At 43.7% G+C, this 12737-nt stretch carries 15 protein-coding genes; 9 read left to right on the forward strand and 6 right to left on the reverse strand.

Features of this window, described 5'->3' with window-relative positions:
- Positions 1–280 precede the first annotated feature (280 nt).
- On the reverse strand, positions 281–634 hold the full coding sequence (locus A3IK_RS0109170) for a DUF3147 family protein (RefSeq protein ID WP_020559688.1): 354 nt from the start codon (positions 632–634) through the stop codon (positions 281–283).
- 263 nt (positions 635–897) lie between these two features.
- Here A3IK_RS0109170 and A3IK_RS0109175 point away from each other — a divergent pair, with 263 nt between their 5' ends.
- Together A3IK_RS0109175 and A3IK_RS0109180 are read left to right on the forward strand one after the other, a co-directional pair.
- On the forward strand, positions 898–1503 hold the full coding sequence (locus A3IK_RS0109175; RefSeq protein WP_020559689.1) for a DUF4360 domain-containing protein: 606 nt from the start codon (positions 898–900) through the stop codon (positions 1501–1503).
- A gap of 289 nt (positions 1504–1792) precedes the next feature.
- The gene (locus tag A3IK_RS0109180; RefSeq protein WP_020559690.1) at positions 1793–2398 is read left to right on the forward strand and encodes a DUF4360 domain-containing protein; all 606 of its coding nucleotides are present in this window, start codon (positions 1793–1795) and stop codon (positions 2396–2398) included.
- 118 nt (positions 2399–2516) lie between these two features.
- On the opposite strand, the gene A3IK_RS21305 is transcribed toward A3IK_RS0109180, so the two are convergent.
- Entirely contained in the window at positions 2517–2681 is a 165-nt protein-coding gene (locus A3IK_RS21305) for a hypothetical protein (protein ID WP_020559691.1), read from the reverse strand.
- 348 nt (positions 2682–3029) lie between these two features.
- Between A3IK_RS21305 and A3IK_RS0109190 the strand changes: the two genes are divergently transcribed.
- Entirely contained in the window at positions 3030–4124 is a 1095-nt protein-coding gene (locus A3IK_RS0109190) for an Lrp/AsnC ligand binding domain-containing protein (protein WP_020559692.1), read from the forward strand.
- 48 nt (positions 4125–4172) lie between these two features.
- On the opposite strand, the gene A3IK_RS0109195 is transcribed toward A3IK_RS0109190, so the two are convergent.
- On the reverse strand, positions 4173–5546 hold the full coding sequence (locus A3IK_RS0109195; RefSeq protein WP_020559693.1) for a TrpB-like pyridoxal phosphate-dependent enzyme: 1374 nt from the start codon (positions 5544–5546) through the stop codon (positions 4173–4175).
- A gap of 127 nt (positions 5547–5673) precedes the next feature.
- Here A3IK_RS0109195 and A3IK_RS0109200 point away from each other — a divergent pair, with 127 nt between their 5' ends.
- The 3 genes from A3IK_RS0109200 to A3IK_RS0109210 are packed head-to-tail and all read left to right on the forward strand — an operon-like array spanning position 5674 to position 7747.
- Positions 5674–6345, forward strand: coding sequence for a DUF599 domain-containing protein (locus A3IK_RS0109200; RefSeq protein WP_020559694.1), 672 nt, complete (start codon positions 5674–5676; stop codon positions 6343–6345).
- Position 6346: 1 nt separating this feature from the next.
- Entirely contained in the window at positions 6347–7225 is an 879-nt protein-coding gene (locus tag A3IK_RS19005; protein ID WP_020559695.1) for a Rossmann-like and DUF2520 domain-containing protein, read from the forward strand.
- Between the two features lie 36 nt (positions 7226–7261).
- The gene (locus A3IK_RS0109210; protein WP_020559696.1) at positions 7262–7747 is read left to right on the forward strand and encodes an asparaginase domain-containing protein; all 486 of its coding nucleotides are present in this window, start codon (positions 7262–7264) and stop codon (positions 7745–7747) included.
- Positions 7748–7760: 13 nt separating this feature from the next.
- Here A3IK_RS0109210 and A3IK_RS20805 read toward each other — a convergent pair whose 3' ends face one another.
- Positions 7761–7895, reverse strand: coding sequence for a PIN domain-containing protein (locus A3IK_RS20805; RefSeq protein ID WP_020559697.1), 135 nt, complete (start codon positions 7893–7895; stop codon positions 7761–7763).
- A gap of 200 nt (positions 7896–8095) precedes the next feature.
- On the opposite strand from A3IK_RS20805, the gene A3IK_RS21310 reads away from it, so the two are divergent.
- Positions 8096–9718, forward strand: a complete 1623-nt coding sequence (locus A3IK_RS21310; protein WP_020559698.1) for a hypothetical protein — start codon at positions 8096–8098, stop codon at positions 9716–9718.
- Between the two features lie 59 nt (positions 9719–9777).
- Here the strand turns inward: A3IK_RS21310 and A3IK_RS19010 are convergent, their stop codons facing one another.
- Positions 9778–10527: a phosphatase PAP2 family protein gene (locus A3IK_RS19010; RefSeq protein ID WP_020559699.1), complete on the reverse strand. Its 750-nt coding sequence runs from the start codon at positions 10525–10527 to the stop codon at positions 9778–9780.
- Between the two features lie 156 nt (positions 10528–10683).
- Here A3IK_RS19010 and A3IK_RS0109230 point away from each other — a divergent pair, with 156 nt between their 5' ends.
- Complete coding sequence (locus A3IK_RS0109230; RefSeq protein ID WP_020559700.1) at positions 10684–11745, forward strand: 3-deoxy-7-phosphoheptulonate synthase; 1062 nt, start codon at positions 10684–10686, stop codon at positions 11743–11745.
- 102 nt (positions 11746–11847) lie between these two features.
- Positions 11848–12171: a DUF3579 domain-containing protein gene (locus tag A3IK_RS19015; protein ID WP_083915707.1), complete on the forward strand. Its 324-nt coding sequence runs from the start codon at positions 11848–11850 to the stop codon at positions 12169–12171.
- A gap of 69 nt (positions 12172–12240) precedes the next feature.
- On the opposite strand, the gene rraA is transcribed toward A3IK_RS19015, so the two are convergent.
- Entirely contained in the window at positions 12241–12732 is a 492-nt protein-coding gene (rraA, locus tag A3IK_RS0109240) for a ribonuclease E activity regulator RraA (RefSeq protein ID WP_483855275.1), read from the reverse strand.
- Between the last annotated feature and the right edge of the window lie 5 nt (positions 12733–12737).

Here is a 12737-nt window from a genome sequence, read left to right on the forward strand (position 1 = left end):
ACTGACGACTACACTCGTGATGACCTCTGCATCACTCATACGGCTGGGTTCTTCGCAGCGCTTTAGGCTCTTTAAAAGGTCGTCACAGACACAATAGAGCGCTATGATCGTTTCTTCCATGAGGCGTTCTCGTTTAAAGGGTTTGTTTTCGTCGATAGACTTTAAACGATCCTCATGGATTTTTCTTTAGCTCGCGCAACTTGGGTTAAATAATAATAATTAACTCTAATAGGCTCAAACCCACTACTGCTCAAGCGGTAGTGGGTTTTTATCTTGTGTCTTACAGCAAATTAATACCAAAACGCCGCACAACAACGGCACATACCCCCAGCAAAATAATACTCAAAACCATACCAATCATCAGCGTAGGCCAAAAACCCAGACGGGGGAGCAAGTAGGGAAATATCAGAAACATAGGCAAGGTCGGCAGAACATACCAAAAAGTGTACCAAGCATGATTGGCGATCTTCTCCATGGGTTGTTTTTCCAGATAGAGCCAGATCAAGGTCAAGACTGTAATGAGTGGCAAAGCCGCTATAAACCCTCCGAATTTATCACTGCGTTTTGCTATCTCTGACACCACAACAACGATTCCGGCTGTTAAGGCGTATTTAGTGATAATCCAACTCAACATATGAGCCTATGCCTCCCCACTTAGTTTTAGTGAATGCCCGTACCTAACTCCAGTCCCCATAGTGGATTTGAAGCCAAAAATACTTTTTATAACAAGAGGGTAGCTAACTTATCGCAGTCAGCTTAAGGTTAAAAAAGTCACAACTTTAATGTGCATGAATCACTGTTTTAATACCTTGATTAACGCAAACTAACCTTACTGAAACACAGCAGCAATGAATCTGAGACAACGATCTCCCCCTTTAACACCGTGAGGATATTATCATGAAATTAACAACCGCTCTTAGCTCTGCCTTAGTTGCTTTAACCTTAAGTCTTGCTACTACTTCGGCTCAAGCCGCCGCTGTCACCTTAGGCGATCCTAGTTATGGTGGAAGTGGCTGCCCTGCAGGATCTGCTTCTGCTAGCATCAGCCCTGATGGTACTGCCTTAAGTATCTTATTTGACTCCTTCACGGTAGAAGCCGGTGGTGCTAACTCTAGTGTAGGACGCAAAAGCTGTAATCTGTCTATTCCGGTTCAAGTACCTAATGGCTTTAGCGTATCATTGATCGATGCAGATTATCGCGGCTTTGTGGATGCACCACGCGGTAGTATGGCGCGTCTGGATACTGAATACTTCTTCGCAGGTACTCAAGGCCCTAAATTTACTACCACTTTCACCGGCCCCTATAGTAACTCTTACACTAAAAGCCATCGTTTAGCCGCCACTAGCAATATTTGGTCAGCTTGCGGTGCATCAGTAAATTTACGGGTTAATAGTGGCATGATGGTACGTGCGGGTCGTGGAGCTGAAGCATTAGCGACTGTTGACTCTGCCGACTTTAAATCTGGTGTCGTTTATCACCTACAATATCGCGCTTGCCGTTAATTAGCTCTAGAATTTATTAGTCCTAATGGATTCTTATAAACCCACTATTCTTGATCGGTAGTGGGTTTTTGTTATTGGGATAATCTAGTTTTTTGCGCATCACCAATACCGCTGCTATATCCAAATCCCTAGTATCGCGCTAAATCTGTGAAATGGTTAAAAAAATCACAACTTTAATGTACATAAATCACCGCATTAAAGTTTTTATTATTGCAAACTAACCTTACTGAAACACCGCAATAAATTCGAGACTGACGTCTCTCCCCCCTAATACAGCGAGGATACGATCATGAAATTAACAACCGCTCTTAGTTCTGCCTTAGTTGCTCTAACCTTAGGTCTTGCGACTACTTCGGCTCAAGCCGCCGCTATCACTTTAGGCAATCCTAGTTATGGTGGAAGTGGCTGCCCTGCAGGCTCTGCTTCTGCTAGCATCAGCCCTGATGGTAGTGCTTTAAGTATCCTGTTTGATTCCTTCACCGTAGAAGCAGGCGGCTCAAACGCTAGAGTAGGACGCAAAAGCTGTAATCTGTCTATTCCGGTTCGAGTACCTAATGGCTTTAGTGTGTCATTGATCGATGCAGATTATCGTGGTTTTGTGGATGTACCACGCGGCAGTATGGCTCGTCTGGATACCGAATACTTTTTCGCAGGCACTCAAGGCCCTAAATTTACTACTACTTTCACCGGCCCCTATAGCAACTCCTACACTAAAAGCCATAATTTAATTGCAACCAGCAATATTTGGTCAGCTTGTGGTGCATCGGTGAATTTACGGGTGAATAGTGGCATGATGGTACGCGCCCGTGGTAGTTCTGAAGCCTTAGCTACAGTTGATTCTGCCGACTTTAAAGCAGGTGTGGTTTATCATTTAAAATATCGTACTTGCCGTTAATTAGCATTAGAAATAATAAATGACAACTCCTCCCTTAAAAACCCCCTACTCCATTGGTAGTGGGTTTTTCTATTACTCGTATTAAATTAAAGGTCAGACATAGATGAGAGGCACTCATTTATGTAAAGATACTACGAATTGCAGGAATGACTACATGTAAAACGAAGAAGGCTACAAATAAGAGTGAACTCATACTCAAAAATCCTATTAGTCCCCAACCAGCCACTTTACAAAGCCAAATTACTACAAGCTCAAAAAGACTCATATCAGGTTTCATATTCATAACAATGCTCCTTGCTAAAATAACTATTCAGCTCTGAATCTAAAAAGAACCAATGAAAAACCAGATTGGCTATGTAGTAACATTACTCCTTATCATCAGTATCATAATCTGTTTGTAAATCTAGCAATTATTCAAAAAACAATCAACACACTTATCTAAAAATACTCTTAATAATTAAATAGTTACAAAAAAAGTGTCTCAAAAAAATCTCTTTTTTAGACATTATGAGACAGAAATCCTTACAAAAATAAATTTGATCCGTCATTAAATAGTGACACTTTAGCTAAACAAAACTTAATCAACTGATATAAGATGACAAAATGGGACATTGTGTAGGAGGTGAGCCTCATGTCTAGAGACAGCCAAGAGACATATGAAATACGTCGTGCAAATCTCAAAAAACTCATAGAGCAGAACTATAGAGGGGATTATGAACAAGTTGCTGCTATTACCGAGAAAGCAGAATCTACTATCCGCAAATACCTCGTTAAGAACTCCGATCGTCCCATCTCTAGCAAAACAGCGCGGGAATTTGAAAAAAGCTTGGAGTTGCAAATCGGCTACCTAGACTCAGAAAGCCATGGTGACAAAAATATCTATTATGTCACGCTATCTGTTAATGACAGTGAAACTTATGAAATTATTGAATGGCTTTATGATAATGCCCCTGAGGTCATGGATTGCTCGGCTATCTTAGGTCAGTTCGATATTATTCTGAAAATCGAAGTACCAAACTTTCATTACCTTGAGCGTTTCTTCACCCGTCTCTCACGTCTGCCTAAAGTAGTTAGAACCCAAACGTTTGCCTCAGTCGACTCATTACGCTGGCAACGCAGCCAAATTGACTATTACTCCGTTAAAAATCCTAGAAATATTAATAACTTTGTTGAGCATTATAAGCATGCTTGTCTTAATGAGTTGACTAAACAAATTCATGATATAGAAAGAGGAAAAATTGTTGCTTCCGAACGTAGCTCCTTAAAAATCAGCCTATTAGAAATCATGCAATGGACTAAAAAGAGTTTTTTTGCCGTGCGTGAGTATCAAGAAAAAATTGATCAGTATGAAGAGTATCTACAAGAGGAGGCTAAAAAAATATCGGAGGGGGTTATTACTAAACGAATTTTTATTCTACCACAACATTTATTAAACCCCGTAATCCATCAAGAAAAACTACAAGAAACGCTTACCCAAGCTAAAAGAATTTTAGCTCAACAGGGACAAGTAAAGTTTCTAACTGAAGAAAAATGGGTGGGTAGGAGTGATAATACCGTACCAGAATGCTTTGCTATCGTAGATAGCTCATTTGTCTATGTAAAAAAATCGGATAGCCAAAAATCCGTTTTGCATGAAGCAACGGAATACGTTGAATCCTATCAGCGGCTATTTGAGCGTAATTGGGAAATTGCTCTTAGTTACGAAAACCTCCTAGCCTTATTGTAAATTCGCTATAGACCTCAATACTCATACTGAGGTCTATACTCAACTGCACTAAGCAATATTATCCGGCACAACAGGCAAGCCTGACAAAGCCATACCCAACTCTTTTTCATCATAAGACTGGTCGACTAACTTTCCGGCAAAGTAATCACTATAAGCCGCCATATCAAAATGACCGTGACCACTTAATAAGAACACAATCGTCTCAGACTTACCTTCCTGTTTGCAGCGTAATGCTTCTTCAATCGCCCCCTTTACCGCATGGGTTGATTCGGGTGCAGGCACAATTCCCTCGGCTCGCGCAAAGGTAACACCCGCCTCAAAACAGGCCGTTTGGTGGTAGGCCACGGCTTCAATTAAACCCAATTCTTTAATATGCGACACCATCGGTGCCATACCGTGATAACGCAAGCCACCGGCATGGAAGCCGGGAGGGGTAAAGGTTGAGCCTAAGGTATGCATTTTAGTCAGCGGGGTTAAGTGCGCGGTATCACCAAAATCATAGGCATACTGACCTTTAGTGAGTGATGGGCAAGAGGCTGGCTCTACCGCAATAATGCGACGTTTGCGTCCACCACGTAATTGTTCACCTAAAAACGGGAAAGCAATGCCAGCAAAATTAGACCCACCGCCGGTACAGCCAATAATAATATCGGGGTCATCCCCTGCCATTGCCATTTGTAACTGAGTTTCTTGTCCGGTAATGGTTTGATGCAAGAGGACATGGTTAAGTACGGAGCCTAGCGCGTATTTGGTGTCATCGCGTTGTACGGCTAACTCGACTGCCTCAGAAATCGCAATCCCTAAACTACCCGGATGATTGGGATTTTTCGCTAAAATCGCCCGCCCAGATTCGGTTAAGGTCGAAGGTGAAGCCACACAGGTAGCTCCATAGGTTTCCATCACGGCGCGACGATAGGGTTTTTGATCATACGAAATACGCACTTGAAAAACCTGTACCTCTAAACCAAATAGCGCCCCCGCATAGGATAAGGAAGTACCCCATTGTCCCGCGCCGGTTTCTGTGGTTAAACGTTTAACCCCTTCAATTTTATTGTAGAAGGCTTGGGGTATAGCCGTATTCGGCTTATGGCTTCCGGCGGGGCTGACTCCTTCATATTTGTAATAAATCTTAGCCGGTGTATCGAGTGCTTTTTCTAAATTACGCGCCCGAAATAGCGGGCTAGGACGCCATTGCCTGAGGATCTGATTCACCTCATCGGGAATTTCAATATAGCGCTCGGTACTCACCTCTTGCTGAATCACTGCCATCGGAAATAACGGTGCTAAATCCGCGCCAGTAATGGGCTGCAAGGTTCCAGGATGGAGTACGGGTGCTAAGGGTACGGGTAAATCAGCCGCTAGATTATACCAATCTTTAGGCATAGCGGACTCATCTAATACATACTTAATCTGCTCACTCATGCAATAGCCTCTTCTCTCGATCACAATAGCTAGAACTAGCAGCTTAAAGGACTCCGTGAGAGATGTATAGGACTAAACCTTCACGCTATACTTTACTCTTTATCGCTACTCCAAAAGAGGTAATGTTGTGCATTTGGGTAGTTTAGAATGGGCATCGTTACTATGGTTTTTAACGTGCTGGGTCGGTTATGGGCGCTACTCCGGCTTAAAATCCACACATGGTCAGCGCTTACAAGATGCATTACAACTCCATATTCGACAATGGATTGTGCAAATAGAGAAGCGTGATAATCGCATGGTTGATACGGCGATTATTGCTAATATTGAGCGTAATGCGACCTTTATGGCGTCGAGTAGTTTGCTCATTATTGCCGGTCTAGTCACCGCTATTGGTTCAACGGATAAGGCTCTAGCTCTCTTTACTCAGCTACCCTTTGTACGCTTTGACCCTCAGACTTGGGAAATTGGCTTGATTATGATGACGGTCGTGTTTGCCTATGCTTTTTTTACCTTTACTTGGTGTATTCGGCAATGGGGATTTGCCTCGATTTTAATTGGTAGTGTAACGCACCATAGTCAGCCTCCTAATGCACGCCTAGCAGAATCCTTAGAGCGGCTTATTAGCCTCGCGGTTTATCATTTTAATGTGGGGCTGAGAGCTTATTATTACAGCTTAGCCTTACTCACTTGGTTTATTCACCCGCTATTATTTATGTTAGCCACCACCTGGGTCATCGCAGTACTCTATCGCCGTGAATATCACTCTAGAACTTTAAAAGCCCTAGCCTCTGGTTTATGACATGATGAAAACACTGAATATTTTGGGAGCGGGACGTTTAGGGCAAACACTAGGCTACTTATGGCATCACCATTCGGCTTTGACCCTTCAGGCTCTAGCCAATCGCACCCTAGCGAGCACGCAAACAGCACAGCAATTTATCGGTGCCGGTCAATGCTTCACCCTAGATCACATTGCCGCTATGCCAAAGGCTGACTTATGGTTACTAGCCTGCCCCGATGATCACATTCAAACCTATTGCGAACAGTTAGCTGCCACTCACGATTTAACAAATTGCCTAGTCTTTCATTGTAGTGGTGCCTTAACTGCGCAAGCCGTCTTAGCGAGTGCTCAACAACAAGGTGCTGGAGTTGCGAGTATTCACCCGATTAAAAGCTTTGCTCAACCGAGCTTAGCCATACAAACCTTTTCAGGGACTTATTGTGGTGTCGAGGGTGATTCAGCCGCCTTGCAAACCTTAATCCCTTTATTTGACACATTAGGCACTCATTGTGTGGGTATAAAGGCCGAAGCTAAAACGCTTTATCATGCTGCTAGTGTGATTGCCTGTAATTATTTGGTGGCGCTGCAAGAACTTGCCCTTCAAACCTATGCGCAGGCGGGGGTTGAGCGTGATCAGGCTTTAGCCATTTTACAACCGATTGTAACGACTACGGTTGAAAACATTTTTCAACTCGATACTACCCAAGCACTCACCGGCCCTATTGCACGTGGAGATGTGCAAACCGTGGCTAAACAAATCCATGCCCTTCAAAACTGGAATAGGCGCTATGCCGAGCTTTATCAAAGCTTGGGGCAAATTGCTTTACAATTAGCCCAAAAACAACATAACTTAGCGCCCTCTAGTACTGAGCTACTCCCATTACTGGCTAATCATTAACCAACCACTACATTAGATCAATCACAGGCAAACATTATGACTATTCATTTAATCGCCACTGGCGGCACCATTGATAAATACTACAACCCCACGCAAGGCAAACTGACCTTTGAGGGGAGCCATATTCCTGAAATGCTCGCACAAGGTAATTGTGAGGCCGAACTCTATCTAGAGGTATTAATGCAAGTGGATAGCCTCGATATTACCGATACTGAGCGCACCCAGATTATTAATACCTGTGTACAAAGCACTCATCAGCATATCGTGCTCACTCATGGGACTGATACGATGGTGCTCACAGCACAAGCCCTGCAACAACGCCAACTAGCTAAAACGATTGTGCTCACAGGTGCCATGATTCCTTATACCATCCGCAATTCCGATGCGCTGTTTAATCTTGGTTTTGCACTAGGGGTGGTGCAATGCCTACCTAATGGGGTTTATGTCGCCATGAATGGGCGTATTTTTAATGCGGATAATGTGGTTAAAAATAAGGTACTAGGCCGTTTTGAAACCCTGTAACTTAATCGATAGTTTAGCTCACCCACGGATTAATGATTTCAACACCGGTTGGCTCAAAATCACTGACATTTCGAGTCACCATCATTAGACCGTGGGTAATAGCTGTGGCGGCAATCAAGGCATCACGCTCTGAGCGTGGATTGGGCAAATGCTGCCATGAATGAGCCTAAAATAACAACACATTTATTCTAACTTTTAAAATATGAGTCTATCTTTAAAGTTAACTTTATATAAGACACTCAATAGAGCAAAACCATAAATCATTGAATTTAAAACAAAAATAAGTTTGGCACAGCAACTGCAATACCTTAGTCATGAATAACAAGCCCAAACGTAAGGAGGCTTATCATGGCGACTGAATCCACCACAAAAGCACTTGATGGTGAAATACACCGTTATCCTAACTTTCTGCATGCAATTCAAAAAACCTTTAAAACCGCTGCGCAAGAGCGTTTATTTATCACCGATGCGCCCGAACTATGGCCGCTGTTTTTAAATAATCTGCCCGAAGACGTACGCCAAAAATATACTTGCTCGGCTTGCCGTCAGTTCATGAAGCAATTTGGTAGCCTGGTGCGAATTGAAAAAAATGGCAGCGTAACCTCCGCGTTATGGGCACCCAAAGCCGTGCCTGCCTTTTTCCAGCCTGCTGTAGAAGCTTTACAACAAGCCGTCGAGCAAGCCCCTATTAAAGGGCTATTTGTGTCCTCCTTGACGGTTTATGGTAAGCCATATACGGGGTCTTGGCGGCATATGGCTATCACGCCACCGGCTGATAAGGTATGGCAATCGCCTCTCCTTGATGCGGGTCAGTATCGTGCTCAAAAGCTAGAAGCCTTCAAAATGCTGAGCCGTGCTTTGAATGAGTTTTCGGCAGAAACGGTCGATACGGCTGTACGTTTATTACGTTCGGATCAACTATATCGCTCAGAAAAAGTCTTAGGTATGGCGGAATGGTTAAAGGCCTTATATGCGGATTTAAACGCAACACCCCACCTACAACTCAAAGCGCATAAAAAATGGTTGGCGGTTGCCAATGCACCCGAAGGTTTTTGCCATGTGCGTAGGCGTAGCTCTATGATTGGCTCCTTATTAGAGGATATTGAGTTAGGGGTTGAATATGAGAAGATTCGTATGCGTTTTGCTGAAAAAACACACCCTCTACAATATCAGCTTCCACAAATTCCACCGAGCACTGAGAGCATTAAACAAGCCGAGAAAATCCTAGAGGCTGTGCAAGCTGCCGATGCTTTAGAACGCCGTTATGCCCGTTTAGACGAAGTGCCGTTATTCTGGCAACCCCAAGCCTCACACAGGAAAAAAGCCGCTAAATCTAAAACAGCAAACTCGGAGGCATTTGGGCATTTAGCACCCAAGTTTAAGGCTGCAAAAACTCGTTTACCAATCCCCAGCCAAACCCTAACGTGGGGGAAATTTGAGCGCAATGTGTTGCCTGATGCGCTAAAAATAGAGGTATTAGTGCCGAAAGATAAATACCTAAGTATTTGTGCCTTGACTACGGCGGCGAATGACGACGCACCCCCGATTTTACAATGGGATCATGTCAAGCGACGCAATCCCTTTGCGATCTATATGTATCATGGTGGCTCTCTAGCCCACGACTGGTATTTATCCGGAGGTTATGTTGAAATTACGGGGCTTTGCCTCAATCCTCCGCATTGGCGTAGAGAGCAAAACCACCACCCTAAAAGCGCGGTTTTATTTTTGAAAAATGCGCGTGATCGCCGCCACCAAACGGCGGGCTTAGCCCTATTCCCTGAGACACTAAAAAGCAAGTTTCACCCGATTCGCAAAACCATTGAAGCGTTTTCTAAAACTGGGCGCTTACAAGGTTTTGCAGAATCCTCAGCCTGTGGTTTGTTTTTAAGCTCCAATAGTGTACTGAATCATCAACTGCGCGTAACTACTGAATTAGGCGTACAAACTTATGTGATTGATCGTTGGGATTAATTAAGTTTAGGAGTACGTCCTTCAGTCATTATACTCAGGCATGGAGGCGGTTAAAGTCATCATAAACGAGCCGCCGCCTGCTTGGATAGGAGTGTGCTGGATGGAGCATAGCGCTTCCCGCGAAAATAATAAGCTAAGCCTACGATCACTGCCCAGCTTAGCCATAGTGACCACAGGGTATGGCATAAAAAGTGCGCTCCCCGCAATTGCTGTACCCAACCTGTCGTAAAAGCTATGCCAAAGGTTAACGCCCAAACCCAACGCGCTTTTGTGGTATTAAAGGGTAAGTAAATAAAGACCAAAGCCATGAGCCAAGAGGTCGAGGTCACATGCCCTGCTGGAAAGCATTTTCCCTCTGGTATAATGTGACCAAAACTAAACTCTACTGCATGCCCACCATAACGAGCCAGATCCCAAGGGCAGTGAATGGGGCTAATCGCCTTCAAGACTCCCACCAAAAGCGGCAGAATAATGGCGGCACTGACTATAATTTTTAAATTAGCGAGTTGTGTGGGGTTTAGTTTAGGCTTACTACTCAATAACTCATAGGCCAACAAACCGACTAAACACAAAACAAAGGCCAGCATCAGGTGTTTAAGCCAAACATGCATCACAGTCGCGGCAAACCAGCTTTCTTTGAGCGGGAATTGAGCGGTAGTAAAGTCAAACATTTGATCCGCTAACCAAATATCTAAGCGATCCTCAAACCCCCAATCGGATATGACTAGCAATAAGGCCAGTACTAACAGCCCCTTGAGTTGAAGGATAAAAAATGACCCTTCCAACGTTTGACCCAGACGATTTGACATAAATTAGCAACCCATAAAATACACCGACCCATAGAAGAAATAGCTTAAAAGCTAGCCCCCCTCCCCAATAGTTAAGAATACTATGCAATGTCTTATGTCTGCCTTAAGAGAGCTATGCTAAGATGACGACTTGACTAAATTAGGTTTTCCAGCTTCATGAATACTGAAAATGTTGTCTTAGAAAATGTGAATGTGGGTTCCTTCACTAGCCTAGTGACCCCCGCTGATTTACATCGTGAACTCCCTGTCAGCGAACGTGCCAAACAGACTATTGTGGATGGTCGCGAAGCCATTCGTAATATTTTAGACGGTAAAGATTCACGTTTATTAGTAGTGGTAGGCCCTTGCTCCATCCATGATCCCGAACAAGCGCTTGATTATGCTCGGCGTTTACGCACCCTTGCTGATCAAGTCAAAGATACCTTATATATTGTGATGCGGGTTTATTTTGAAAAACCACGCACCACAACGGGCTGGAAGGGCTTAATTAATGACCCATTTTTGAATGATACCTTTGAAATCGAACAAGGGTTATTCATTGCTAGACGCTTATTAATTGATATTGCCGAAATTGGCTTGCCCACGGCTACCGAAGCACTAGACCCCATTTCTCCGCAATACTTACAAGATTTAATCAGTTGGTCAGCCATAGGTGCTCGCACCACCGAATCCCAAACCCATCGTGAACTCGCCAGCGGCTTATCCTGCCCAGTGGGATTTAAAAATGGCACCGATGGTGGTTTAACCGTAGCGATTAATGCTCTAAAATCAGCCTCATCACCACATCGCTTTTTAGGTATTGATGCCAACGGTCAAGTCGCCATTGTGAATACCCAAGGCAATGCCTATGCTCATGTGGTATTACGTGGTGGTGAAAAAGGCCCGAATTACCATAGCGAAGCGATTGCCGATGCAGAGCAACGTTTAAAAGCGGCCGGGATTACCCCGCGCATTATGATTGACTGTAGTCATGCTAATTCGAGTAAAGATCATAATCGTCAACCCATTGTGTTTAATGATGCAGTACAGCAAATCCTAGCCGGATCGAAAAGCATTATGGGCGTGATGATCGAGAGTAATTTAGGTGCGGGTAATCAAAAGATTCCGCCTAATTTACAAGACTTACAATACGGTGTTTCAATTACTGATGCTTGCATTGATTGGAGTAGCACCGAGCAAATGCTCATTGCTGGTCATCAGCAATTCAAGAACCGTTGACCTATTGCTAGCCTACCCGCTTTTTATCAAATAATGATTGCTAAATGCGGGTAGTGTTAGGCTAGTGTTTTTATTTGTGACCCAACACTAAAAGAGTCCCCTATGAGTTACCATTTCGCAGGTAGAATGCTGATTTCTGGTCTAGTGAATGGACAAAAATTCCGCCCTTCTAATTGGCCAGAGCGGATGTGTGAAGTAGGCGCAACCCGTGACCCGATTAAGGGCATTATGCGTTACTCTCCGCATCTTAATATCGCCCTTGATAATGACCACGGCTATTGCGTTCATGTAAATTTTGATGCGCTAGCTCAGTACCAACCAGAGACCTTTAAATATGTCTGCTGGTTTGTGGAAAGTAATCAACTCAATTTGGTTGCTCAGAACAATGTACAGGCTAAAGCGCCCACTGAAGCATTAGCGGCTTAACATTGCTCAATTAAAACTTATATGTAAATACGCCCCCATTAAAAAATGGAGGCGCAGGTGTGCTATTGATTATCCGACCAACTTCACAGGCGACACAATAATGCCATCCTCATCAGAATACACATAATGCCCTTGGGTAAAGGTTACATCATGAAAATGGACAGGCTCCCCTTTTACTCCAAAACCACGCTTCACACTTTTGAGTGGAATAGTGCCTAAGGCTTTTACACCAATATCCATTTTACCAATATCAACAGAATCACGAATCAGGCCATAGATAATGATGCCTTCCCAGCCATTTTTAGCAGCTTTTTCGGCTAACATATCCCCTAATAACGCGCAACGTGTTGAGCCGCCACCATCCACTACTAGCACCTTGCCCTTACCTTCTAGCGCAACAAATTCACGTACTAATGAATTATCTTCGTGGATTTTAATGGTAACGATTTCGCCACCAAACTTAGGACGCCCTCCAAAGTTATAAAAACCGGGCTGAACCACTTGTAAAGGTTTATCCTCATGGTCGTCTAATAAATCAGCCGTTTTAAAATCTGTCATCATCAAAT

This window comes from Thiofilum flexile DSM 14609 (genome assembly GCF_000380185.1).
Taxonomy (GTDB): domain Bacteria; phylum Pseudomonadota; class Gammaproteobacteria; order Thiotrichales; family Thiotrichaceae; genus Thiofilum; species Thiofilum flexile.